The 22,579-nt window shown below is 67.0% G+C and carries 25 protein-coding genes; 8 read left to right on the plus strand and 17 right to left on the minus strand.

Features of this window, described 5'->3' with window-relative positions:
* Window positions 1-22 precede the first annotated feature (22 nt).
* Window positions 23-973 (minus strand): 30S ribosomal protein S2, encoded by a 951-nt coding sequence (gene rpsB, locus ACCO44_RS13365; RefSeq protein WP_029263483.1) that lies wholly within the window; start codon window positions 971-973, stop codon window positions 23-25.
* A gap of 306 nt (window positions 974-1,279) precedes the next feature.
* On the opposite strand from rpsB, the gene ACCO44_RS13370 reads away from it, so the two are divergent.
* Complete coding sequence (locus tag ACCO44_RS13370; protein WP_262000879.1) at window positions 1,280-1,804, plus strand: murein hydrolase activator EnvC; 525 nt, start codon at window positions 1,280-1,282, stop codon at window positions 1,802-1,804.
* Between the two features lie 55 nt (window positions 1,805-1,859).
* Here the strand turns inward: ACCO44_RS13370 and ACCO44_RS13375 are convergent, their stop codons facing one another.
* From ACCO44_RS13375 to ACCO44_RS13415, 9 genes are all read right to left on the minus strand, one after another.
* Window positions 1,860-2,762: a tyrosine recombinase XerC gene (locus ACCO44_RS13375; RefSeq protein ID WP_262000878.1), complete on the minus strand. Its 903-nt coding sequence runs from the start codon at window positions 2,760-2,762 to the stop codon at window positions 1,860-1,862.
* A gap of 66 nt (window positions 2,763-2,828) precedes the next feature.
* On the minus strand, window positions 2,829-4,025 hold the full coding sequence (gene dprA / locus ACCO44_RS13380; protein ID WP_372466895.1) for a DNA-processing protein DprA: 1,197 nt from the start codon (window positions 4,023-4,025) through the stop codon (window positions 2,829-2,831).
* On the minus strand, window positions 4,022-5,548 hold the full coding sequence (locus tag ACCO44_RS13385) for a YifB family Mg chelatase-like AAA ATPase (RefSeq protein ID WP_105709864.1): 1,527 nt from the start codon (window positions 5,546-5,548) through the stop codon (window positions 4,022-4,024). The genes dprA and ACCO44_RS13385 overlap by 4 nt, the downstream gene beginning before the upstream one ends.
* Window positions 5,545-5,907, minus strand: a complete 363-nt coding sequence (locus tag ACCO44_RS13390; protein ID WP_105709863.1) for a YraN family protein — start codon at window positions 5,905-5,907, stop codon at window positions 5,545-5,547. The genes ACCO44_RS13385 and ACCO44_RS13390 overlap by 4 nt, the downstream gene beginning before the upstream one ends.
* Before the next feature lie 128 nt (window positions 5,908-6,035).
* Complete coding sequence (locus tag ACCO44_RS13395; RefSeq protein WP_017204525.1) at window positions 6,036-6,362, minus strand: DUF2469 family protein; 327 nt, start codon at window positions 6,360-6,362, stop codon at window positions 6,036-6,038.
* A gap of 63 nt (window positions 6,363-6,425) precedes the next feature.
* Entirely contained in the window at window positions 6,426-7,085 is a 660-nt protein-coding gene (locus tag ACCO44_RS13400) for a ribonuclease HII (RefSeq protein WP_029263504.1), read from the minus strand.
* Entirely contained in the window at window positions 7,082-7,804 is a 723-nt protein-coding gene (lepB, locus tag ACCO44_RS13405) for a signal peptidase I (RefSeq protein WP_372466898.1), read from the minus strand. Before lepB ends, ACCO44_RS13400 begins: the two co-directional genes overlap by 4 nt.
* A gap of 118 nt (window positions 7,805-7,922) precedes the next feature.
* Window positions 7,923-8,270 carry a 50S ribosomal protein L19 gene (gene rplS, locus ACCO44_RS13410; protein ID WP_017830722.1) on the minus strand — a complete coding sequence of 116 codons (348 nt, stop codon included), beginning with the start codon at window positions 8,268-8,270 and terminating at the stop codon, window positions 7,923-7,925.
* Window positions 8,271-8,439: 169 nt separating this feature from the next.
* Window positions 8,440-8,928 (minus strand): MFS transporter permease, encoded by a 489-nt coding sequence (locus ACCO44_RS13415; protein WP_262000875.1) that lies wholly within the window; start codon window positions 8,926-8,928, stop codon window positions 8,440-8,442.
* A 109-nt stretch (window positions 8,929-9,037) separates the two neighbouring features.
* Between ACCO44_RS13415 and map the strand changes: the two genes are divergently transcribed.
* Together map and ACCO44_RS13425 are read left to right on the plus strand one after the other, a co-directional pair.
* Complete coding sequence (gene map, locus ACCO44_RS13420) at window positions 9,038-9,820, plus strand: type I methionyl aminopeptidase (RefSeq protein WP_372466900.1); 783 nt, start codon at window positions 9,038-9,040, stop codon at window positions 9,818-9,820.
* A 46-nt stretch (window positions 9,821-9,866) separates the two neighbouring features.
* The gene (locus ACCO44_RS13425) at window positions 9,867-10,460 is read left to right on the plus strand and encodes a histidine phosphatase family protein (protein WP_231481751.1); all 594 of its coding nucleotides are present in this window, start codon (window positions 9,867-9,869) and stop codon (window positions 10,458-10,460) included.
* 35 nt (window positions 10,461-10,495) lie between these two features.
* Here ACCO44_RS13425 and trmD read toward each other — a convergent pair whose 3' ends face one another.
* The 4 genes from trmD to rpsP are packed head-to-tail and all read right to left on the minus strand — an operon-like array spanning window position 10,496 to window position 12,507.
* Entirely contained in the window at window positions 10,496-11,215 is a 720-nt protein-coding gene (trmD, locus tag ACCO44_RS13430) for a tRNA (guanosine(37)-N1)-methyltransferase TrmD (RefSeq protein WP_105709861.1), read from the minus strand.
* A 19-nt stretch (window positions 11,216-11,234) separates the two neighbouring features.
* Window positions 11,235-11,852, minus strand: a complete 618-nt coding sequence (gene rimM / locus ACCO44_RS13435; protein WP_262000872.1) for a ribosome maturation factor RimM — start codon at window positions 11,850-11,852, stop codon at window positions 11,235-11,237.
* Window positions 11,836-12,066, minus strand: a complete 231-nt coding sequence (locus ACCO44_RS13440) for an RNA-binding protein (RefSeq protein ID WP_017830729.1) — start codon at window positions 12,064-12,066, stop codon at window positions 11,836-11,838. The genes rimM and ACCO44_RS13440 overlap by 17 nt, the downstream gene beginning before the upstream one ends.
* A gap of 6 nt (window positions 12,067-12,072) precedes the next feature.
* Window positions 12,073-12,507, minus strand: coding sequence for a 30S ribosomal protein S16 (gene rpsP, locus ACCO44_RS13445; RefSeq protein ID WP_029263511.1), 435 nt, complete (start codon window positions 12,505-12,507; stop codon window positions 12,073-12,075).
* 210 nt (window positions 12,508-12,717) lie between these two features.
* Here rpsP and ACCO44_RS13450 point away from each other — a divergent pair, with 210 nt between their 5' ends.
* The gene (locus ACCO44_RS13450; RefSeq protein ID WP_262000871.1) at window positions 12,718-13,869 is read left to right on the plus strand and encodes a glutamate--cysteine ligase; all 1,152 of its coding nucleotides are present in this window, start codon (window positions 12,718-12,720) and stop codon (window positions 13,867-13,869) included.
* Between the two features lie 23 nt (window positions 13,870-13,892).
* Here the strand turns inward: ACCO44_RS13450 and ACCO44_RS13455 are convergent, their stop codons facing one another.
* Window positions 13,893-14,864, minus strand: coding sequence for a sugar-binding transcriptional regulator (locus tag ACCO44_RS13455; protein WP_262000870.1), 972 nt, complete (start codon window positions 14,862-14,864; stop codon window positions 13,893-13,895).
* 103 nt (window positions 14,865-14,967) lie between these two features.
* On the opposite strand from ACCO44_RS13455, the gene ACCO44_RS13460 reads away from it, so the two are divergent.
* The 3 genes from ACCO44_RS13460 (at window position 14,968) to glpK (ending at window position 19,079) form a co-directional block, all read left to right on the plus strand.
* Window positions 14,968-16,677, plus strand: a complete 1,710-nt coding sequence (locus tag ACCO44_RS13460) for a glycerol-3-phosphate dehydrogenase/oxidase (protein WP_105709858.1) — start codon at window positions 14,968-14,970, stop codon at window positions 16,675-16,677.
* 93 nt (window positions 16,678-16,770) lie between these two features.
* A complete protein-coding gene (locus tag ACCO44_RS13465; protein WP_372466903.1) occupies window positions 16,771-17,526 on the plus strand; it encodes an MIP/aquaporin family protein in 756 nt (251 codons plus the stop codon).
* 38 nt (window positions 17,527-17,564) lie between these two features.
* On the plus strand, window positions 17,565-19,079 hold the full coding sequence (gene glpK / locus ACCO44_RS13470; RefSeq protein ID WP_105709856.1) for a glycerol kinase GlpK: 1,515 nt from the start codon (window positions 17,565-17,567) through the stop codon (window positions 19,077-19,079).
* A 7-nt stretch (window positions 19,080-19,086) separates the two neighbouring features.
* Here the strand turns inward: glpK and ACCO44_RS13475 are convergent, their stop codons facing one another.
* Window positions 19,087-20,013: a LysR family transcriptional regulator gene (locus ACCO44_RS13475; protein ID WP_372466904.1), complete on the minus strand. Its 927-nt coding sequence runs from the start codon at window positions 20,011-20,013 to the stop codon at window positions 19,087-19,089.
* Between the two features lie 78 nt (window positions 20,014-20,091).
* Here ACCO44_RS13475 and ACCO44_RS13480 point away from each other — a divergent pair, with 78 nt between their 5' ends.
* A complete protein-coding gene (locus ACCO44_RS13480; RefSeq protein ID WP_372466905.1) occupies window positions 20,092-21,006 on the plus strand; it encodes an EamA family transporter in 915 nt (304 codons plus the stop codon).
* 7 nt (window positions 21,007-21,013) lie between these two features.
* On the opposite strand, the gene ffh is transcribed toward ACCO44_RS13480, so the two are convergent.
* Window positions 21,014-22,573: a signal recognition particle protein gene (gene ffh / locus ACCO44_RS13485; RefSeq protein WP_372466906.1), complete on the minus strand. Its 1,560-nt coding sequence runs from the start codon at window positions 22,571-22,573 to the stop codon at window positions 21,014-21,016.
* Window positions 22,574-22,579: the final 6 nt, after the last annotated feature.

A 22,579-nucleotide genomic window follows, 5' to 3' on the forward strand; every position in this document is an offset into this window, starting at 1 on the left:
TAGGTGTGTGTGAACGAGGGGATTACTTGGCGTCGGCAGCCTCGGCGGCGGCGACCTCAGCGGTCTCCTCACCGGAAGCGGCGGCGATCGCCTCGTCATGTGCCTCCGCACCGGCCTCGTCGGCAGCGGTCTCGTCAGCAGCAGGCGTCTCGACGACGGCGGCCTCATCGTCGGAGGTCACGACCTCGGCGGCGTCAGCGGACTCCTGCACCTCCTGGGCGGGAGTCTCGAGGAGCTCCTTCTCCCAGTCGGCGAGCGGCTCGGCGTCACCCGTCTCCGGGTTGTGCTTCTGCTGCAGGCCCTCGGCCGCGGCGTCGGCGATGATGCGCGTCAGCAGCGAGACGGAGCGGATCGCGTCGTCGTTGCCGGGGATCGGGTACTGGAAGTCGTCCGGGTCGGCGTTGGTGTCGAGGATGCCGATCACCGGGATGCCGAGCTTCTTGGCCTCATCGATCGCGAGGTGCTCGCGCTTGGCGTCGACGACCCAGATGGCCGACGGCGTCTTGGTGAGGTTGCGGATACCGCCGAGCGACTTGTGCAGCTTGTCGAGCTCACGCTTCTTGAGCAGGAGCTCCTTCTTCGTGAAGCCGCTGTTGGCCGGGGTCTCGTAGTCGAGCTCCTCGAGCTCCTTCATACGTGCGAGACGCTTGGAGATCGTCTGGAAGTTGGTGAGGAGTCCACCGAGCCACCGCTGGTTCACGAAGGGCTGGCCGACACGCGTCGCCTGCTCGGCGAGGATCTCCTGCGCCTGCTTCTTGGTGCCGACGAAGAGGATCGTGCCACCGTGGGCGACGGTCTCCTTGACGAAGTCGTAGGCCTTGTCGATGTAGCCGAGCGACTGCTGGAGGTCGATGATGTGGATGCCGCTGCGCTCGGTGAGGATGAAGCGCTTGACCTTCGGGTTCCACCGACGGGTCTGGTGTCCGAAGTGCACGCCGCTGTCGAGCAGCTGGCGGATGGTGACCACAGCCATGGTCGTCTCCTGGTTCTGGCGCGTTCCTGCGCCGTTGAGGTTGCAAGCCGATCGGATGATCGGACTTCCTGGTGCCCGGCCCACGCCCGCCTGTTCGAGGAACAGGACCTGTGGGAGTGGATGCCGCGATCTGAATCGCTTTGGGCACGCGTAGTCACCCCGATATCGAGGTGCTCCCCCAGCATACAGGACGCAGCGACGTCACTCACCCTGCACCGACAAGGCCCCGCCGGAGTCATCCACGCGCTCCATCGAACGGGCCGAGTTGTCCATCTGACCGCTCCGAGGAGCCGTCACACTCCCCTCATGCGCATTCTGCTCCGAACGACGTCCGGCACGGCCATCGCCGTGCTCGTTGCGCTCGCCCTGTGCGCACCCGATACCTCGGCGGCCTCGGGCGGCACAGCAGACCTACCGCGCTGGCGCTGGCCGCTCGCCGGGAATCGAGAGGTCGTCGAGCCGTTTCGCGCTCCGGCGCACGAGTACGGCGCCGGTCATCGTGGAGTCGACATGGACGCCTCGATCGACGCGGTGGTCACGGCCCCCGCAGATGGCACTGTGGCTTTCCGCGGGACCGTCGTGGACCGGCCGCTCCTGACCATCGAGCACGACGGCGGCCTCGTCAGCACCTTCGAACCACTCCGGACGACGCTCGACCCTGGGGACGCGGTGTCGGGCGGGCAGGAGATCGGATTCGTCGACGTTGGCGGTCATACCCCGGCGGGTGCGCTGCACCTCGGCATACGACGAGACGGCACGTACATCAATCCGATGCTGCTCTTCGGCGACCCCCCTCGGGCCATCCTGCTCCCCTGCTGCGACCCGCTGTGATCCCGCCCCACCATGGCTCCCGCAGCCAAGCGGCTCAAGCAGGTCGCTCCCGACGTCACGCCCGAGGATGTGCCAGCCGGTAGGTCGCGGTCAGACGTTCGGCCGAGACGTGCGTGTATATCTGGGTCGTGCCGAGGCTGGCGTGGCCGAGTATTTCCTGGACGGCCCGCAGGTCTGCGCCACCGTCGAGAAGGTGCGTGGCCGCCGTGTGTCGGAGAGCGTGCGGGCCGATGGTCTCCGCGCCGACGATCGGTGCCAGCACCCTGGCGACGAGTTCGTATACCGCTCGAGGGCCGATCCGGGCACCACGGCTACCCAGCATCACCGCCGGTGAGAAGTTACGCGCCCTCGCCACCAGGACGGGCCGGCCACGATGGAGGTACGCCTCGAGCGCAGCCCTCGCCGGAGCGCCGTACGGCACCACCCGCTCTTTGGCTCCCTTCCCGAGCACGCGGGCCGTTCCTCTGTCGAGGTCGAGGTCATCGACATCCAGCCCACACAGTTCGGCGACACGGATGCCGGAACCGTAGAGCAGCTCGAGGATGGCGTGATCCCGCAAAGCGATCGGATCCCCCGTCTCGGCCGCATCGCGATGCGCATCGAGCAGGCCCGACATGGCTTCGCGGGATGCCACCGTGGGCAGTGTGCGTCCCTTCTTCGGCGCGATCAGCCGCAGGCTCGGGTCGTGGGATACGAGCTCCTGCTCGTGCGCCCAGCTGAAGAATGACCGGGCCGCCGCAGCTCGCCGTGCAAGCGTGGATCTCGCATCGCCGCGCTGGGTGGCACGCCAGAGCCAATTTCTGAGCACCTCGAGGTCGACTTCCTCGAGCGTGACACCGACTGCCGACGTCTGGAGGTCTCGAAGGTCCGACCGGTACGCCTTCACGGTCGCCGGCGAGAGTCGACGCACCCGCTCCAGGTGACCGACGAACGCCTCAGTGGCGACCGCGAGATCCATGGGTTCAGCTTGCCGCCGCGCGCCGCGTCGTCTCTTCAGCCTCGCCGATGTCTCTGCGGATGCCTCTCACTCGGTCCGCGACGCGCGCGCCCGGTGCCACCCCCGTTCGTCGACGGAGACATCCCCGTCCAGATGCAGCAACCCGAGGCATGAGCGCACGCGTTCCGGCGACAGGCCCGACCTGCGGGCGATCTCCTCGACCGAGAGCCTGGACCTCGCGCTCAGGGCATCGAGGACCCGAGTGCGATTCGGATCGTGCTCATCACCCTCGCCCGCTCGTTGTTCGATCGACCCCCATAGCTCTCGTACCTCATGTGCCGACGTGACGCACTGCGCGTCGTACTCCCGGAGCAGCCGGTGGCACCCCGCGGAAGATGCCGATGTCACCGGCCCGGGAACGGCTCCGAGCGGACGACCCAGCGTCGCCGCATGACCGGCGGTGTTCAACGAGCCGCTGCGCCACCCCGCTTCGACCACGACGGTAGCCTGCCCGAGCGCAGCAATAAGTCGGTTCCTCGCCAGGAAGCGCCACTTGGTCGGGGCTGCGCCGCACGGCGGTTCACTCACCACAGTCCCCTCGACCGCGATCTGCTGCAGGAGCCTCTGATGACCCACCGGATAGGCGCGGTCGACTCCGCCGGCGAGGAAGGCGACGGTCGCGCCACCCACACCGAGAGCAGCCCGGTGTACAGCACCATCGATCCCGTATGCACCGCCGGAGACGACCACCGCTCCCCTGGCGGCGAGATCCCCGCTGAGTTCCGCCGCAACGTGTTCGCCGTAGCTGCTGGCGGCCCGTGCTCCGACCATCGACACGCGTGGCTCGCGCACGAGCAGATCGGCATGTCCACGCACCCACAGTGCGTTCGGCGCGTGGGGACCGAGATCATCGAGGCTCACGGGCCAGTTCGCGTCGCCGGGGACTACCAGTTGCGCGCCGACATCGAACGCGCTGCGGAGAGCCTGCCGCACCGCGCGGGGATCCGCCTGAAGACGCCATCGTGCTCTGGCCGCTGAAAGCGCCCGAGATGCCCGCCCGCTCGCAGCACCGGAGGGTATCAGCGACGCGCCATCTCCCAGCGCCGCCGACAATGCATCGCCAGCGCCCAGGGCCTCGATCAGTGCACCTGCGACGGCATCACCGGGTTCGGCGATCACGCTCCACGCTGCGCGAGCCACGCACTCCGCGACGGCATCACCCTCGTGGATGCGACGGACCGCTGCGATGGTCTCGGGGTCGTACTGCAGTTCGTCGATCCTCATGACAGTCCTCTCCGCAGGAGCAGCGCCCTGCCGATCTCCTCGGCGCCGGGCCGGTCGATGTCTGCCAGGTCGGCCATGGTCCACGCGACTCTGAGCACTCGGTCATAGCCCCGCAGTGTCAACGACCCGCGCTCCAGCGCGCGATCGAGTGGCGATCGAGTCGCGACGGAGAGTCGCAGCGCCCCCTGCCGGAGCCAGGTTCCCGGGACATCGGCATTGCGCCGCCACGGCGTGCTCTTCCACCGTTCCGCCGCACGCTCGCTCGCCGCGAGGACCCGGGCCCTCGCCCGCGCCGTCGTGGTTCTCGCCCTCCGCTCGTCCGTCGCGCACGACGCGGCCACCCGGGCGACGTGCAGGTCGATATCGATCCGATCGCGGAGCGGTCCCGACAATCGCGTCGAGTACCGCCGGATCGCCATGGGCGGACACACGCATTCGGCACCCCTGACGCCATGATTTCCGCACGGACACGGATTCATCGCGAGCAGCAGCTGGAACCTCGCGGGAAAGCGCGCTGTAAACCCCGCTCGATGCACCTCGATGACTCCCGATTCGAGCGGCTGGCGCAGCGCGTCGAGAGCCGCGCGAGAGAACTCCGCCGCCTCGTCGAGGAACAGCACGCCGCAGTGGGCCCGCACGATAGCTCCGGGCCGAGCAGCGCGCGACCCACCGCCGACCAACGCTGCGACGGACGCACTGTGGTGCGGGGCTTCCAGTGGCGGCGTGCGGCCGAGCGTCACGACCCGATCCCCGTTGAGCGAGAGTATGGAGGCGACCTCGAGTGCCTCCTGGTCCCCGAGCGGCGGCATGATTCCGGGGAGTCGTCGGGCGAGCATCGTCTTGCCTGCGCCCGGAGGCCCGCTCAGCAGCAGATGATGTCCACCTGCAGCGGCGACGATGAGCGCCTCGATCGCGTCTTCCTGGCCGACGACGTCGGACAGATCCAGATCTGAAGGTGCGTCGACCGACGCCGACGCCATGTCGACGGTCTCGACCTCGGGCGCTTCGACATCGGCACCGTGCCACACCGCGACTTCGGCGAGAGAGGTGGCAGCACGGACATGGACTCCGGGGACCAGTCTCGCCTCTGCTTCGTTGGCGTGAGGAACGATCACCCTTTCGAACCCGGCACGTGCAGCAGCGAACACGGCAGGGAGCACACCCGGGACAGGGCGAATCCTACCGTCGAGCCCGAGTTCTCCGACATGTACGGTCGCTGCGATCGAGCGCGGTTCGATCGAGCCGCCGGCAGCCAGAGCAGCCACGGCGATTCCGAGGTCGAACCCTGCTCCGTGCTTGGGAAGGCTGGCTGGCGACAGGTTGACCGTGAGGCGGCGCCGAGGTAGGTCGAGCCCGGCATTTTTGCAAGCATTGTGCACCCGTTGCACCGCCTCCGCGAGCGACTTGTCGGGTAGACCGATGATCCGGAACTCGGGCGTCTGGTTCGACAGGTCGGCTTCGACTTCGACGAGATGACCATCGACCCCGCTCAGTGCGACAGCCCACGTGCGGGCCGTACTCATGCGATGTCCACGAGATGCTCGAGCGACCCCAGGAACGGGTCCGGCCCGATGATCCCGATTGCCTCGAGCCTCACGGTGCGCCCACGAGCCACCTCGGGATGAGCGGCGAGCCACGCCTGCGCGAGTTGCCAGAGCCGGCGGCGCTTTCGTTGATCGACCGCCTCGAACGGGTGCCCGAATGCTGCCGTGCGTCTCGTCTTCACCTCGATCATCGCCAGCTGATCGCCTACCGCGGCGACAATGTCGATCTCCCCTTGCGAACACCGCCAGTTCCTGTCGAGCACGGTGTATCCGCTGCCTATCAGGTGCTGCGCCGCGCGCTCTTCCCCGGCTCGGCCGAGGTCGTCTTTTGCTGCCATGCCCTCAGCATCGCGGTCAGACTCGTAGCCTGAGAGGTGCCCTCACGCCCTGGCCCTGAAGTGGGGATTACTCAGGGATTCCGCATGGTGTGGAGGACCAGCATCAAGGTCGGCAGTGGCGACGAAGGTCACTCCCCGTCGAGCGAGAGTTCCTGCGGGAGTTCGAACTCCCGACGCTGGAGCTCCTCGACATTCACGTCCTTGAACGTGAGCACGCGCACGGCCTTCACGAAGCGATCCGCTCGGTAGATGTCCCACACCCACACATCGCTCATCGAGATCTCGAAATAGAAATCGTGTTCGGTGTCGCGGCGGACGACGTTGACCTCGTTCGCGAGGTAGAAGCGGCGTTCGGTCTCGACGACGTACTGGAACTGCGACACCACATCCCGGTACTCCCGGAACAGTGCCAGCTCGAGCTCGCGGTCGTAGTCGTCGAAGGCTTCCTCATCCATGATGACTCCATCCTAGAGTCGCGGCGCACGAGGCGCGGCATCGCCGGCCGATGCAGGTCTGGATCAGAACAGGGTCGGGGCGTCGGCGATGGCCCACGACGCACGGTGGAAAGGAGACAGCCCGTTGCGCCGGATGGCCTCGCGGTGTTCGGGGCTCGCGTAGCCCTTGTTGCGATTCCACTGATACGCAGGATGGCTCTCGTGAAGTTCGGCCATGTACAGGTCGCGGGCCACCTTCGCGATCACGGAGGCCGCAGACACGGAGGCGCAGTCGCGGTCGGCTTTGATGACGGGTCGCACGCGCAGCGGCGACGAATGCACTCGGGAGACGTAATCGTGGTTCCCGTCGAGCAGAACGAGCGCCTCGTCCATCGAAGCCCCCTGCGCAGCGATCGCCGACACAGCGCGCGATGCGGCGAGTCCGAGGGCCCGCATGATGCCGACCTGGTCGACTTCTTCGGCGCTCGCCCAGCCGACGGCAGAGGCCTGCACCCACGCCGCTGCGCGTGCCGCGACATCGGGCCGACGCTTCTCCGTCACGAGCTTGGAATCACGCAGACCATCCGGCACGCGACGTCGCACGCCTGCCGCATCCATCATCGCGGCGCCGACGGCGACGGGACCGGCGAGTGCGCCTCGACCCACCTCATCCAGCGCGATGATCACGCCGCACTCCCCCAGGAGTTTGCGTTCCAGGGTCAGCTTCGGGGTGATCACGGTCATTCGGGGTCCGGAACTCCGTTGAACGTGTCGTGGTGGCCGTCGATCGGTCCCATGCGATCCAGAGGCCAGGTCGTCAGGAAGGCCTTGCCGACGATGTTCTCCATCGGGACGAAGCCCCCGCTGGGGAGGTCCTGATGTGCGCGCGCGTCGCGCGATCGATCGCGATTGTCGCCCAGCAGCCAGACCGAGTCATCGGGAACGACCACGTCGAACGTCTCGTTCGAGGCGGCCGTGTCGCCCTCGGGGAGGTTCAGGTAGCTGAGTTCGTCGATCGGGGCGCCGTTGATCGTGATCTGGCCGAGTGCGTTGCAGCACACGACATGATCGCCGGGCAAACCGATCACGCGCTTCACGAGGTGGTCCTGCGAGTCCGTCGCGGAGATGCCGACGAAGTTGAGGACCCAGTCGACCGCCTGAACGAGCGGAGGCTGAGCGGGCGTCTGCGGCTGTGGATCGAGCCAGCCGCCCGGATCCTTGAAGACGACGACATCGCCACGTGCATAGTCGGTCCACCGAGGGGTCAGCTCGTCGACGAGAATCCGATCCTTCACGAGAAGGGTGCGCTCCATCGAGGCCGACGGAATGTAGAACGACCTCACGACGAAGCTCTTGACCACGAAGGACACGAGGGCGGCGATCACGATGATCACCAGCACGTCGCGGAGGAAGACCAGGAACCCGCGTCGTCTGGAAGTGCGCGCGGCCGGCGAATCAGTCATCAGGTTCCTTCTCGAGTCATACACCGCTCTGGCGCGACGGTATCAAGGTTCGCACACCGGGGACAGAACACAGCACCCCAGGACATCGTGTCCTGGGGTGCTGTGGAGAACCTGCGACTCAGCGGTCGCGCTTCTCCTTGATCTTGGCCTTCTTGCCACGGAGCTGGCGGAGGTAGTAGAGCTTCGCGCGACGCACGTCACCGCGGGTGACGACCTCGATGTGGTCGATCACCGGGGAGTGCACCGGGAAGGTACGCTCGACGCCCACCTGGAAGCTGATCTTGCGGACCGTGAAGGTCTCGCGCACGCTGTCGCCCTGACGGCCGATGACGACACCCTGGAAGACCTGGATACGAGAGCGGCTGCCCTCGGTGATGTTGACGTGAACCTTGACGGTGTCACCGGGGAAGAAGTCCGGGATGTCCGAACGAAGGGAAGCCGCGTCGACGGCGTCGAGGATCTGCATGATCATCTCTCTCTGCACCCGCCACAGGTCGCATGCATGTATTCAAAGGAACAAGAAGGGAGTGAGCTGTACGGAACGGCGAACGTCCGCGGGCTCCCCTGTGGCAGAGCCGGTCACAGCACAAACACTCATTCTGCCATGGATGCCGCGCCCGGCCAAAACGCTGACCTCAGTCGCGGCCGTCGGTCTCCCGCACCACGATGATCTCGTGTGCGCGCGTGGGAGGGGCAGGTTCGTTGACGGGCGGGATCGTGGACCAGGTGATGGTCTCGCGCAGTCGGGTCCCGCTCCCCTTCGCCTCGTTCCACAGCTGCCAGAGCTGCAACCAGATCAGTGCGATGCCCGCGACGATCGCGCCGGTCAGCAACCACGGGAAAGCCCCGTCGATGAAGAAGCCGACGGCGATGGTCAGCCCGTTCCAGATCGTGAAGCCGATGACATCCCACCACGATACGGCCCGCTCGATGCGAACGGACGGGCGCGAGCGCGTCAGGAGCGTGAGCAGGAGCTGTCCGACGAAGACGGACGGCATCGCGATGAGCAGCACCCAGAGAATGGACCAGCCACCCTGGAAGACCCCCCAGCCGATCAGCAGCCAGAGCGGCAGGAGGAACGCCGCCGGGAGGAGCCAGCGGAAGAAGGCCTGTCGCAACCACATGATCAGATCGTACGACGACACCCGCCCCTGCGGCCCGGTGTTCGCTGAGAGCGGTCGGGGAACCGCCCGCGCCGGATCAGGGAGAATGGAGACGACGAGAGGAAACCCGATGATCGAACTGCGCACCCCTGCCGAGATCGACGAGATGCGCGCCGCAGGACGTTTCGTGGCCGAGACACTGGCGACCCTGCGCGACGAGACGAAGGTCGGGACGAACCTCCTCTCGATCGATCGCCGCGCACACGACATGATCCGCAAGGCCGGCGCAGAGTCGTGTTACATCGACTATCACCCCTCGTTCGGAGCGAGTCCGTTCGGCAAGGTGATCTGCACCTCGGTCAACGACGCCGTGCTGCACGGCCTCCCCCATGACTACACACTGCGTGACGGCGACCTCGTCACCCTCGACTTCGCAGTGTCGGTCGACGGTTGGGTCGCCGACTCGGCGGTGTCGTTCGTCGTCGGCGCGGCTCGTGAAGAAGACCTTCAACTCATCGGTACCACCGAACGCGCCCTGACCGCCGCGATCGACTCCGCAACGGTCGGAAACCGCATCGGCGACATCTCCGCGGCCGTCGCCGCCATCGCACACGGCGAGGGCTACTCGATCAATACCGACTTCGGTGGGCACGGAGTCGGACGCACGATGCACGGGGACCCGCACGTGCCGAACGACGGCCGCGCCGGCCGGGGCTTTCCCCTGAGGGCCGGCCTGGTCCTCGCACTCGAGCCCTGGCTCCTCGCGACGACAGACGAGCTGGTCACCGACCCCGACGGATGGACCCTGCGCAGCGCTGACGGTTCACGCGGCGCCCACTCCGAGCACACCATCGCGATCACGGAAGACGGCCCCATCATCCTGACCGACCGATCGTTCCTCGGCGTGGACTGACCCGCGCCACGAGCCGAAACGCGAGGCCGTATGCCATCCTGAGTCCATGATTCCGCAGGATCGCCATGTGCCGGAGCGTCTTCTCCTCGCTCGGCATGGTCAGACCGTGTGGAACGTCGAACACCGCTTGCAGGGTCAGCTCGACTCGCCCCTCACCGACGAAGGCATCGCCCAAGCCCGCGCAATCGCCTCCCGCCTCGGTGACGCCGGCGTGCTCACCGTGTGCTCCAGCCCGCTCGGTAGAGCCATGCAGACCGCGGTCATCATCGCTGACCGGCTCGGGGCCGAGGTCATTGAGGTGCCGGAACTCGCCGATCTCGATCACGGTGCGCTGGCGGGTATGACTTGGGACGAGATCGACGCGGCGTATCCGATGGCCAGAGAGGAGCGCGCCGCCAATCGCTACGGATGGGCATTCCCCGGCGGTGAGAGTTACGCGCAAGCCCGTTCCCGAGCGCGAAAGGCCCTCAGCAGCTGCGGATGGGCGTCCGAGGGGACACCGCTGCTCGTGAGCCACGAGATGATCGGACGGATGCTGCGTGCCGAGCTACGACGTCTCGATGCGTCGAACGCGCTCGGACTGAGACATCCGCACGGCGTGGTCTTCGAGATCGATGGCACCTCGGAGCGGATGCTCTGACAGGCGCATCCGAGCGGATTCGGCGTCGATCCCGGTCAGGACTGCGAGGTCTCGTCGTCCGGGAGGAGATCAGGGCGACGCAGCCTGGTGCGCTCGAACTGCTGCTCGCGGCGCCAGGTGGCGATCGCCCCGTGGTTGCCGCTCAGCAGGATGTCCGGCACCGCCCGCTCGCGCCATGAAGCGGGCTTCGTGTACGAGGGGTACTCCAGGAGCCCGTCCTCGTGCGACTCCTCGACGAGGCTTTCCGGATTGCCGACGACGCCGGGGATGAGCCTCCCGATCGCCTCGATCATCGCCATCGTGGCGACCTCTCCCCCGTTTAAGACGTAGTCCCCGAGGCTGATGAGGCGCACCTCGCCGAGGTCGGCTGCGTACTCGAAGACGCGTTCGTCGATGCCCTCGTAACGTCCGCACCCGAAGACGAGGTGCTCATGGGTGGCCAGCGCCCGTGCGGTCTTCTGCGTGAAGACCTCACCGGCAGGTGACGGGAAGATGATGGTCGGTCGCTCGGCCCCCGCCGTATCGGACGGACCGGCGACGTCATCGAGAGCAAGACCCCATGGCTCCGGCTTCATGACCATGCCGGCGCCACCGCCGTACGGGGTGTCGTCGACCGTGTTGTGACGATCGGACGTCCAGTCGCGGAGGTCATGCACGCGAAGGTCGATGATGCCGGCGTGCTGCGCCTTCCCGAGGAGGGAGAGCGTCAGGCCGTCGAAGTAGGACGGAAAGATGGAGAGGACGTCGATGCGCACGGGGGAACCGTATCAGCGGTCACTCAGGGGCTTCGGCGTCCGAGCCCGACGGCTGCTCGGCATCCGCGGCGTCGGGGAGCTCCTCGAAGAGTCCCGGCGGCGGCGTCACGATCAGACGACCGACCGAGACGTCGACGGTGGGGACGATGGCGGCCACGAAAGGGACCATGACCTCGTTCTCGCCGGACTTCACGATGAGCAGATCCTGCGCCGGGAAGTGCTCGACGCGGATGACCCGGCCGATGACCGCATCGTCGCGAACGACGTCGAGCCCCACGAGCTGGTGATCGAACCACGCGTCGTCCTCGACCTCATCGACGTCCTGGTCGATCCAGAGGATCGCCTTCACGAGGCTCTCGGCGGATTCTCGGTCATCGACATCTTCGAAGAAGACGACCGGATTCCCGTTCATCAAACGGTATTCGCGAACGGTGATGTCCTTGCCGTGCCACGGCGATGCCTCGGGCACCTGCACCGTGAAGCCGGCACCGGGGGTGAAACGACCCGCCGGATTGTCGGTGTACAGCTCGAGCTTGAGGCCGCCTTTGAGGCCGTGCGCCTTCACGAGACGCCCGACGCGCAGCTGATTCTTGCCCTGGTTGCGGTCCTTCGGCACCACGTCAGTCGTCCGCGACATCGACGCGGACCCGACGCCCGTCAGCGAGCGCGCTGACGAGGGTGCGAAGGGCCTTGGCTGTGCGGCCGCCGCGCCCGATCACGCGTCCACGGTCATCGGGGTGCACGCGCACCTCGAGGAGGTCGCCTCGCGGCGATGTGGATTCATTGATGCGGACATCTTCCGGGTGATCGACGATCCCCTTGACGATGTGTTCGAGCGCGGCGGCGAGCACGGCGGATTACTCTGCGTCGGCGGCGGGGGCCTCAGCGGCCTCCGCGTCGGCCGCGGCGGGAGCCTCCTCAGCGGGGGCCTCCACCTTCTTCTCGGCCTTGGGCTTGACGACGGACTTCTTGGATGCGTCGATCTCGAAGGGAGCCTTGGGCTCCTTCACCTTGAGGGTGGACTTCGCGTCGGCGTCGCCCTTGAACTTGCCCCAGTCGCCCGTGATCTTGAGGATGGCGGCGACCTGCTCGGTCGGCTGCGCGCCGACGGAGAGCCAGTACTGCGCACGCTCGGAGTCGACCTCGATGAACGAGGGCTCCTCGGTGGGGTGGTACTTGCCGATCTCCTCGATCACGCGACCATCGCGCTTGGTCTTCGAGTCGGCGACGACGATGCGGTAGTACGGCGCACGGATCTTGCCCAGGCGCTTGAGACGAATCTTGACAGCCACGATTCTCCTGAATTGTGTGGAAGGAAACGAACTGATCGCCTGGAGAGTGGGGTGCACACCCGGCGGAAGCTCAAATGAGTGTGGACACCTGCTGGATAGAGGGTCGAGCAGGTCGTCCGACCCTCTATTCTGCCAGATCCTCGCGCCCGGCGCGAAACGTGGCGCAACGGCCGTTGTCGTGTCGCGTCGCCCGCGTGTCAGACTGTGCGGGTGAAACTCGAGTTCGCCTCTTCCGCCCGATCCACCGTCGGCCTCGAATGGGAGATCATGCTCGCGGATCCCGTGAGCGGTGACCTCGTCGGACGCGCCCCGGAACTGCTGGCGGCGCTCGAAGCCGAGAGCGAGGATGAGCGCCACACCGTCACCGGCGAGCTGCTCACGAACACGATCGAAGTCACGAGCGGGATCGGCGATTCCGTCGCGCACGCCGTCGACGACATCGCGAACGCCATCACCGCCGTGCGCACCGCGACCGACCCGGCGGGCATCGAACTGCTGTCGGCGGGCAGCCACCCGTTCGCGCAGTGGTTCGATCAGGAGGTCACCGACAAGTCGCGGTATCACACCCTCATCGAGCGCACCCAGTGGTGGGGTCGCAACATGATGATCTGGGGGATCCACGTGCACATCGGGGTGGAAGACCAGCGCAAGGTCTTCCCCATCATCAACGCGCTCTCGGCATACCTCCCCCATCTCCAGGCCCTGTCGGCGTCGAGTCCGTTCTGGGCGGGCGAGCGCACCGGCTACGCCTCGAACCGCGCGCTGGTGTTCCAACAGCTTCCGACGGCCGGACTCCCCTGGCCGTTGCGAGATTGGTCCCAGTACGAGTCGTATCTCGACGACATGGTCCGCACCGGCGTGATGGCGGATGCCACGGAGGTGCGCTGGGACATCCGTCCCGCTCCACGCTGGGGGACCATCGAGGTGCGAGCGTGCGACGGCCTCTCGACGCTGCCGGAGCTTGCGTCGGTCGCGGCGCTCGTGCAGGTGCTCGTCGAGCACTTCTCCCGTGAGCTCGACGAGGGGCGGGCCCTTCCCGAACTCCCGGCGTGGTTCCACCGGGAGAACAAGTGGCGCGCGGCGCGATACGGGCTCGACGCACGGGTCATCGTCGATGCGGCCGGAACGCAGCGCCCGGTGCGAGAGCATCTCGCCGAAGTCCTCGATGAGCTGGCGCCCGTGGCTGTGGAACTCGGTTGCGTCCGCGAATTCGGCAACAACGCCGTCACCCTCGAGAACGGGGCCAGCTACGAACGTCAGCTCGTGATCGCGAACGCCACCGCCGGTGATCTCACCGCCGTCGTGCAGCACCTCATCCGCGAGTTCCGTTCCGGACCCGAGTCCTCGACGGAAGGCGCGTAGCCCCGGACTCTGCCGGCGGCGACTCAGTCCTCGACGAGACGCCGGGCGAGTCCCTCATCCAGAACGACGTCGGTGATGAGCCCGGCAGAGAGGGCGGCCCGGAGGCTCACCAGCTTCGGGATGCCCGAAACGACGCATATCCGTCGCGGAACGCGACGCAGGCGGTCGAGCCCCGGCCCGGTCGCCCTGGCGTTCACACGGATATCCCGCCAGGAGCCGTCTGACCGGAAGAACACCGTGGCGACGTCACCGATCGCGTGATCCTCGCGCAGGCTGCGGTAGTCGTCGCGCCCGAGATATCCGCCGACGTACACACGACTCGGGACCTCGGCAGCCGGAGACCCAAGACTGAAGACCGCGACGTCCATCTTCGCCTGCAGATCGAGGACTCGACGGGTGCTGCGTTCGCGCCACATCGCCTCCCGGGTCGCAGGGTCGTCGAAGAAGGCAGGAACGGGGAACTGCTGCACCTGCGCGCCGAAGGCACTGCCGAACCGCTGCAGGATGTCGCTGGAGTACTCGACACCGGTGGTCTGGGTGTTGCCCGCCCCGTTGAGCTGCACGAAGGTCGTGTTGTGCGTCTCCTTCTGCGTGAGGCCGCGGCTCACCGCACTGATCGTCGATCCCCAGGCCACACCGATGATCATGTTGGAGTCGACGAACTGCGACAGCAGGCGCCCGGCCGTGAGCGCGACGCGCTCGAGTCGTTCCACCTCGCTGAGGATCTCGGGCATGGGAACGACATGTGCGGCCACCCGATGCCGGTCACGGATGCGCTGCTCGAGCATGCCCAGCCGCTCCAGCGGTGAATTGATGCGGATGTCGACCAGGCCGCTCTCCCGGGCGAAGCTCAAGAGTCGAGAGACCGAGGACCGGGAGGTGCCGAGCTCCTGCGCGATCACCTCCATCGTCTTGTCCTGCATGTAGTAGAGCTGCGCGGCAGTGAGCGCCGCGATCAGCTTGCTATCGCGGGTTTCCGCGCTCTGACCGACCATCGTGACCTCCTCACCCTCGATCCTTGCACATATGTGCAGTGGGCTTGCGCGGGATGCCACACAGGTCGATGCTGGTTGGCAAGTAAGGAAGAGAGGGTCGACGATGATCGATTCCACACACTCGTCAGCGGAGCGCGCGGAGGTTCGCGCCGTCCGCGAATCCGGACGCACGAGCGTCCTCGTCATCGGCGGCGGGATCAACGGGATCTCCACGTTCCGTGACTTGGCACTCCAGGGAGTCGACGTGCTGCTCGTCGAACGAGGAGACTTCGCCTCCGGCGCATCCTCCGCATCGAGCCACATGATCCACGGCGGCATCCGCTATCTCGAGAACGGCGAGTTCCGGCTCGTGCGCGAGTCCGTCGAGGAGCGCAACGGACTGCTCAAGATCGCCCCTCACTACGTGAAGCCACTGCAGACGACCATCCCGATCTACTCCACGTTCTCGGGTATCCTCTCCGCGCCTCTGAGGTTCCTGACGCACAAGAGCGGCAAGCCCCAGGAGCGCGGCGCGTTCCTGATCAAGGTCGGTCTGACGATCTACGACACGTTCTCGCGTGACGGCGGGATGGTGCCCCGACACCGCTTCCTCGGTCGGAAGAAGTCACTCGCAGAGCTGCCCTCGCTAGACCCGAACATCAAGTACACGGCGACCTACTACGACGCCTCGATGCACGACCCCGAGCGTCTCGCGCTCGACGTGCTCCAGGATGGTCGCGCAGCGCACCCCGAAGCGCATGCACTCAACTACGTCGAGGCGATCGCGCGCGAGGGCGATGAGGTCGTCCTCCGCGATCGCGAGAGCGGAACCGAATTCCGCGTGCACGCCGACGTGGTGGTGAACGCCTCCGGCCCCTGGACGGACCTCACGAACGACGCACTCGGCGAGGACACCCGGTTCATGGGAGGCACCAAGGGTTCGCACATCGTGCTGGACCACCCGGAGCTTCTCGAGGCGACGCAGGGCCGGGAGATCTTCTTCGAACACTCCGACGGCCGCATCGTCCTCATCTACCCGCTCAAGGGACGAGTGCTCGTCGGCACCACCGACATCGACGCCGACCCGCGCGAGGTCCCGGTGTGCACGGAGGAAGAGGTCGACTACTTCTTCGAACTGATCCACCACGTCTTCCCGACGATTCCGGTCTCCCGCGATCAGATCGTCTACAAGTTCTCCGGTATCCGTCCGCTGCCGCGTCACGAGGACACCGCCCCCGGGTTCGTGTCACGCGACTACCGCATCGAAGTCGATGAGAAGGGTGCCGTCCCGCTCGTCAGCCTCGTCGGCGGCAAGTGGACCACGTTCCGCGCGCTCGGCGAGTCGCTCTCCGACACCGTGCTGAGCCTGATCGACCGCACCAGGACAGTCTCCACCGCCGGACGCGCGATCGGCGGCGGCCGCGAGTTCCCGCGTACTGAGAAGGCACGCCGGATCTGGATCCAGGAGAACCTCCCCGGCGCCGGGGCACGTGCCGACCAGCTGCTCGCGAGATACGGAACCCGCGCGGCGGACGTGTGGGCGTACGTCGAGCAGGGACCGGACTCCCCCCTTGCCGGCGGCGACCTCTCCACCCGCGAACTCGAGTGGATGGTGCACAACGAGATGGTGGCGCGCCTGGAGGACATCGTGCTCCGCCGCACGAGCATCGCCTTCACCGGCAACGCCGACGCCGAGGTGCTCGATGAGATCGCCGATGCGCTCGCACCGATGCTCGGCTGGGACCGCTCGCGCCACGACGCCGAGCTCGACCAGACGCGCCAGCTGCTGAACGATCGACACGGACTCGATATCCGATCCCGCACCCGCGGCTGATCGGACTTCGAACTGCCGCCCTCCTCGCGGCGCAACCCCTCATAACGTGTCGGGGCAGAGGGGCCCCGACACACAAGAAAGGTCAAAGAAGACATGGCTGATGTGAATCTCGGTCTCTACTTGCTCTCGGAGTTGGTCGGCACAGCGATGCTGGTCCTCCTCGGTTGTGGTGTGGTCGCCAACGTGGCACTTGCGAAGAACAAGGGCTTCGGCGGAGGCTTCCTGATGGTCAACTGGGGATGGGGCCTCGCGGTCTTCGCCGGTGTGCTCGTCTCCGCGTACTCCGGTGCGATCCTCAACCCTGCAGTCGGTATCGGCCTCATGGTCGCCGGCAAGATCAGCGTCGTGATGTTCCTCACCGCCACGGCGGCGGAACTCGTCGGAGCCGTCCTCGGTGCGATCGTCGTCTGGCTCGCCTACAAGCAGCACTTCGACGAGGAGCCGGAGGCTGCCAACAAGCTCGGCGTCTTCTCCACCGGCCCCGCCATCCGTTCCTACGGCTGGAACCTCGTGACGGAGATCATCGGCACCTTCGTGCTCGTGTTCGGCATCTTCGCGTTCGCCGACTACGGCGACATCGAGGTCGGCGTTCCCGGGGGCCTCGGCCCGCTCACCGCGCTTCCGGTGGCCCTGCTCGTGGTCGGCATCGGCGCCTCTCTCGGTGGCCCGACCGGCTACGCGATCAACCCCGCCCGTGACCTCGGTCCGCGCATCGCTCACGCGATCCTGCCGATCAAGGGCAAGGGCGCCAGCGACTGGTCCTACTCGTGGGTCCCCGTCGTCGGCCCCCTCATCGGTGGTGTGATCGCCGCCCTTGCTGCACCCGTGCTGCTCGGCCTCGCCGCCTGACGCACACCCCATCGCACTGAATTCAAAGGAGAGCACAAGTGGCTGACTACATCATCGCCATCGACCAGGGAACGACGTCGAGTCGCGCGATCATCTTCGACAAGAAGGGCAGCATCGTCGCGACCGGCCAGAAGGAGCACGAACAGATCCTTCCGAAGGCTGGTTGGGTCGAGCACGACGCGGCCGAGATCTGGCGCAACGTGCAGGAGGTCATCGGGCTGGCCCTCGGCCGGGCCGATCTGACGCGTCACGACATCGCCGCCGTCGGCATCACGAACCAGCGCGAGACCGCCGTCGTGTGGGACAAGAAGACCGGGAAGCCGGCCTACAACGCGATCGTCTGGCAGGACACCCGCACGCAGGACATCGTCGACCGCCTGGCGGCTGACGGCGGCGTCGAGCGGTTCAAGCCGGTCGTCGGCCTCCCGCTGGCGACGTACTTCTCCGGCACCAAGATCGCCTGGATCCTCGAGAACGTCGAGGGTGCGCGCGAGAAGGCGGAGGCGGGCGACCTGATCTTCGGCACCACCGACAGCTGGGTCCTCTGGAACCTCACCGGTGGAGCCGATGGCGGCGTGCACGTCACGGATGTCACGAATGCCTCCCGCACGATGTTCATGGACCTCGAGACGCTCGAGTGGCGCGACGACATCCTCGAGGCGTTCGGCGTGCCGCGCTCGATGATGCCGGAGATCCGCTCCTCGTCCGAGGTATACGGCACCGCCGAGAGCTCGTCGCTGCTGCGCGAGACGCCGATCGCCGGCATCCTGGGCGACCAGCAGGCGGCGACGTTCGGGCAGGCCGCGTTCCAGACCGGCGAGAGCAAGAACACCTACGGAACGGGTTGCTTCCTGATCTTCAACACGGGCGAGGAGATCGTCCACTCGAAGAACGGGCTGCTCACCACTGTGGGGTACAAGCTCGGCGACGGCCCGACGCACTACGCGCTGGAGGGCTCCATCGCCGTCACCGGGTCCCTCATCCAGTGGCTGCGTGACCAGCTCGGCATCATCTCCTCGGCCCCCGAGGTCGAAAAGCTGGCCGAGCAGGTCGAGGACAACGGCGGCGTGTACATCGTCCCGGCGTTCTCGGGTCTGTTCGCGCCATACTGGCGCTCGGACGCCCGTGGCGCGATCGTGGGCCTCACCCGCTACGCCAACAAGAACCACATCGCGCGCGCTGCGCTGGAGGCCGTGGCCTTCCAGACTCGCGACGTGCTCGATGCGGTCAACGCCGACGCCGGAGTGGACCTGACCGAGCTCAAGGTCGATGGCGGCATGGTCGCCAACGATGCGCTCATGCAGTTCCAGGCCGACGTGCTCGGCGTGCCGGTGGTGCGCCCGGTCGTCGCAGAGACGACGGCACTCGGCGCAGCGTACGCAGCCGGCCTCGCCGTCGGATTCTGGAACGGCTTGGATGACCTGTCCGCGAACTGGCAGGAAGACAAGCGCTGGGAGCCCTCCATGGAGGACGCGGAGCGCGACCGTCAGCTGCGCCTGTGGCGCAAGGCCGTCACCAAGTCGATGGACTGGGTCGACGACGACGTGAAGTGACCTGACGTCACAGGAAAGCGGGTCCGGAGTGCTCCTCCGGGCCCGCTTTCGCGTTCCCGGGAACGACGTCGTCAATGACGGCGAGGAAGGCCTTCGCCACATTCCGTGGTGCCGCGAGGTCCCACGCCAGGTGCTCCACGCGTACGGGACCGTCGCGGACCTCGGCGGTCGCGACATCTGCCGCAGATCGTTCGATCGTCCCCGGTGCGAGCAGAGTCACCGCCAGCCCGGCGGCGACCAGACCGAGGAGGAGGGTGGCGGAGTCCGCCTCGAAGGCGACATCCCGCGACAGTTCCGCGGATGCGAAGGCGGCATCGCTCTGCGCGCGCCCCGAGGTGCCCGCCGGGAAGTCGGCGAACGTCGCACCGGCGAGGTCATGGAGCGTCAGCGCGCCTGTCTCGCAGAGCTCATGCCCACGAGGGAATGCCGCCACCAGCCGGTCACGAGAGAGTACACGCGAAGCCACCCCGAGTGGTTCCGCTCCTTCGCGCAGGCCGAGCAGAGCGACATCGAGTTCCCCGTGACGCAGGCGCGTCATCAGCACGTCGCTGTTCCCCACCTGCAGCTCGACTCGCGCGAGCGGATGCGCGGCCCGGTACGCGACCAGCACCTCCGGGATGTCGACGGCGGTCACCGTCGGGATGACGCCGATCCGGAGCGTGCCGGTCACCACGCCCACCGCTGCGGCTACGCTCTCCCGCGCCTGCTCTGCCGCCCGGAGCGCCGTCCGCGCGTGCTCCAGGAACGCCTCCCCCGCCTCGCTCAGACGAACGCTGCGACTCGATCTCACGAACAGTCGCTGACCGAGCTCACGCTCGAGAGCGGCGATCTGATGACTCAACGCGGACTGCGTGACGAAGCACCGTTCGGCCGCACGAGTGAAGCTGGAGGCCGCGGCCACCTCGACGACATACCGGAGCTGTTGGAGTTCCATCCGTCGATGATTTCACCTCATGGGTGGCGTGACAAGCATGCGTTGGACTCATATGATCGCGGGGGGCACGCTGGAGATATGAACCGCCTGACGCTCGTGCTGTTGACCGCACTCGCCCCCATCGCCTGGGGGACCACATACCTCGTAACCACGGAGCTGCTTCCGCCGGGTCATCCGCTCTTCGCCGGCCTGCTCCGCGCCCTCCCGGCCGGGCTGCTGGCCGTGCTCATCAGCCGACGACTGCCCCACGGGTCGTGGTGGTGGAAGTCCTTCGTGCTCGGCGCGCTCAACATCGGGGCTTTCTTCCCCCTCCTGTTCCTGGCGGCCGAGCGGCTTCCCGGCGGAGTCGCCGCCGCTGTTGCGGGAGCTCAACCGCTCATCGTGCTGATGCTCGGCGCCCTCGTCCTGCAGGAGAGGATCAGACCCCTCACCGCAGCGGCGGCAGTCATCGGAGCCGGCGGCGTGGCGCTCGTCGTCCTGGGGCCGGCCGCGGAACTCGACTTCTGGGGTGTGCTGGCTGCGATCGGAGGCGTCACCGCCACCGGAGCGGGGATGATCCTCACCAAGCGCTGGGGGCGGCCTGAGGGGGTCGGCCCGATCGCGTACGCCGGATGGCAGCTTTCGGCTGGTGGATTGCTGCTGCTCCCGCTCACACTCGCGGTCGAAGGCGTGCCCGCCGCGATCGACGGTGGAGCCGCGCTCGGCTATCTCTGGCTCGGCACCGCCGGCGGGATCGTCGCGTACACGCTGTGGTTCCGAGGCATCCAGCAGCTCCCGGTGATCGCGCCGGGCCTGCTCGCACTACTCTCCCCCATCGTCGCGACGATCCTGGGTGTGCTGGTCGCGGGTGAGCGCTTCACGGTTGTCCAGGCGTTCGGCCTGACCCTCACGATCGGCGCGCTCATCCTCGGACAGATCGTCGCCCGGCCGCCGGCCGCAGACGCCAGGCGATCGCGGCAGACGTCATCCGCCGCCCTGGCCGCTCCGCGCTGAGCGCGGTTCAGCCCTTGCCGAACAGCTTCTGGATCTCGGCGAGGTCGGCCTCACTCGGCGCTTGGCCTGCAGCACCACCGAGGCCGAAGCCCGAACCGGTCGGCGTCGAGGTCGCGGTGATTCCGGCGTTCTCCGCCGCGCGCTTCGCCGGGTTGCCCGAACGCGAGCCACCGGAGGACTTCGTCTTCTTGCCGCGCTTCGAGGATGCGCCAGGCCGCCCCATTCCGGGGACCGCACCCATACCGGGAATGTTCGGCGTGCCGCCGCGGGCCACGGTCTTCATCATCTTCGCGGCCTGCTCGAAGCGCTGCACCAGCTGATTCACGTCCGTGACGGTCATGCCGGAACCACGCGCGATGCGCAGACGACGCGAGCCGTTGAGCACCTTGGGGTTGCGACGCTCCCCCGGGGTCATCGAGCGGATGATGGCCTCGGTGCGGTCGATCTCACGCTCGTCGAAGTCTTCGAGCTGCTGCTTCATCTGACCCATGCCCGGGAGCATCCCGAGCATCTTCTTCATCGAACCCATCTTCTTCATCTGCTGAAGCTGGTCGAGGAAGTCCTCGAGGGTGAAGGCCTCGGTCGCGAGCTTCTCGGCCATCTTCATGGCCTCTTCCTCATCGAAGGCCTGCTGGGCCTGCTCGATGAGGGTCAGGATGTCGCCGAGGTCGAGGATGCGGCTCGCCATGCGGTCGGGGTGGAACGGCTCGAGGTCTTCGAGACGCTCTCCTGTGGAGGCGAAGATGATCGGACGACCGGTGACCGAGGCCACCGACAGCGCCGCCCCACCGCGGGCATCGCCGTCGAGCTTGGACAGGACGACGCCGGTGAAGTCGACACCCTCCTGGAACGCCTTCGCCGTGTTGACGGCATCCTGACCGATCATCGCGTCGATGACGAACAGAACCTCATCGGGGTCCACGGCCTTGCGGATGTCGGCGGCCTGCTTCATGAGCTCGGCATCGACGCCGAGACGACCCGCGGTGTCGATGATCACGACGTCGTGCTGCTGACGACGCGCGTACTCGACGCCCTCGCGCGATACCTTCACGGGATCGCCGACACCGTTGCCGGGCTCGGGCGCGTAGACCGCGGCACCTGCCTGCTCGGCCACCACCTGCAGCTGGTTGACGGCGTTCGGGCGCTGGAGGTCGGCGGCCACCAGGAGAGGCGTGTGGCCCTCCCCCTCGAGCTGCTTCGCGAGCTTGCCCGCGAAGGTCGTCTTACCGGAACCCTGCAGGCCCGCGAGCATGATGACGGTCGGTGCGGTCTTCGCGAACTGCAGGCGCCGCTGCTCGCCGCCGAGGATCTGCACCAGTTCCTCGTTGACGATCTGGACGACCTGCTGCGCGGGGTTCAGCGCCTTGTTGACCTCGTCACCGAGGGCGCGTTCGCGCACCTTCGCGGTGAACTCCTTGACGACGACGAGTGCGACGTCGGCGTCGAGCAGTGCGCGGCGGATCTCGCGCACGGTGCCGTCGACGTCGGCAGCAGTGAGCTTTCCCTTCGTGCGCAGATTGCGGAAGGTCTCGGTGAGTCGATCGGAGAGCGTGCCAAAGGTAGCCATGGTGCT

The sequence above is a fragment of the Microbacterium maritypicum genome (genome assembly GCF_041529975.1).
GTDB lineage: Bacteria > Actinomycetota > Actinomycetes > Actinomycetales > Microbacteriaceae > Microbacterium.

What these genes read in the sequence shown, in the direction of transcription:
- rpsB (WP_029263483.1), bottom strand. Translation starts at nt 973, where the DNA reads ATGGCTGTGGTCACCATCCGCCAGCTGCTCGACAGCGGCGTGCACTTC.
- ACCO44_RS13370 (WP_262000879.1), top strand. Translation starts at nt 1,280, where the DNA reads ATGCGCATTCTGCTCCGAACGACGTCCGGCACGGCCATCGCCGTGCTC.
- ACCO44_RS13375 (WP_262000878.1), bottom strand. Translation starts at nt 2,762, where the DNA reads ATGGATCTCGCGGTCGCCACTGAGGCGTTCGTCGGTCACCTGGAGCGG.
- dprA (WP_372466895.1), bottom strand. Translation starts at nt 4,025, where the DNA reads ATGAGGATCGACGAACTGCAGTACGACCCCGAGACCATCGCAGCGGTC.
- ACCO44_RS13385 (WP_105709864.1), bottom strand. Translation starts at nt 5,548, where the DNA reads ATGAGTACGGCCCGCACGTGGGCTGTCGCACTGAGCGGGGTCGATGGT.
- ACCO44_RS13390 (WP_105709863.1), bottom strand. Translation starts at nt 5,907, where the DNA reads ATGGCAGCAAAAGACGACCTCGGCCGAGCCGGGGAAGAGCGCGCGGCG.
- ACCO44_RS13395 (WP_017204525.1), bottom strand. Translation starts at nt 6,362, where the DNA reads ATGGATGAGGAAGCCTTCGACGACTACGACCGCGAGCTCGAGCTGGCA.
- ACCO44_RS13400 (WP_029263504.1), bottom strand. Translation starts at nt 7,085, where the DNA reads ATGACCGTGATCACCCCGAAGCTGACCCTGGAACGCAAACTCCTGGGG.
- lepB (WP_372466898.1), bottom strand. Translation starts at nt 7,804, where the DNA reads ATGACTGATTCGCCGGCCGCGCGCACTTCCAGACGACGCGGGTTCCTG.
- rplS (WP_017830722.1), bottom strand. Translation starts at nt 8,270, where the DNA reads ATGCAGATCCTCGACGCCGTCGACGCGGCTTCCCTTCGTTCGGACATC.
- ACCO44_RS13415 (WP_262000875.1), bottom strand. Translation starts at nt 8,928, where the DNA reads ATGTGGTTGCGACAGGCCTTCTTCCGCTGGCTCCTCCCGGCGGCGTTC.
- map (WP_372466900.1), top strand. Translation starts at nt 9,038, where the DNA reads ATGATCGAACTGCGCACCCCTGCCGAGATCGACGAGATGCGCGCCGCA.
- ACCO44_RS13425 (WP_231481751.1), top strand. Translation starts at nt 9,867, where the DNA reads ATGATTCCGCAGGATCGCCATGTGCCGGAGCGTCTTCTCCTCGCTCGG.
- rimM (WP_262000872.1), bottom strand. Translation starts at nt 11,852, where the DNA reads ATGTCGCGGACGACTGACGTGGTGCCGAAGGACCGCAACCAGGGCAAG.
- ACCO44_RS13455 (WP_262000870.1), bottom strand. Translation starts at nt 14,864, where the DNA reads ATGGTCGGTCAGAGCGCGGAAACCCGCGATAGCAAGCTGATCGCGGCG.
- ACCO44_RS13460 (WP_105709858.1), top strand. Translation starts at nt 14,968, where the DNA reads ATGATCGATTCCACACACTCGTCAGCGGAGCGCGCGGAGGTTCGCGCC.
- ACCO44_RS13465 (WP_372466903.1), top strand. Translation starts at nt 16,771, where the DNA reads ATGGCTGATGTGAATCTCGGTCTCTACTTGCTCTCGGAGTTGGTCGGC.
- ACCO44_RS13475 (WP_372466904.1), bottom strand. Translation starts at nt 20,013, where the DNA reads ATGGAACTCCAACAGCTCCGGTATGTCGTCGAGGTGGCCGCGGCCTCC.
- ACCO44_RS13480 (WP_372466905.1), top strand. Translation starts at nt 20,092, where the DNA reads ATGAACCGCCTGACGCTCGTGCTGTTGACCGCACTCGCCCCCATCGCC.
- ffh (WP_372466906.1), bottom strand. Translation starts at nt 22,573, where the DNA reads ATGGCTACCTTTGGCACGCTCTCCGATCGACTCACCGAGACCTTCCGC.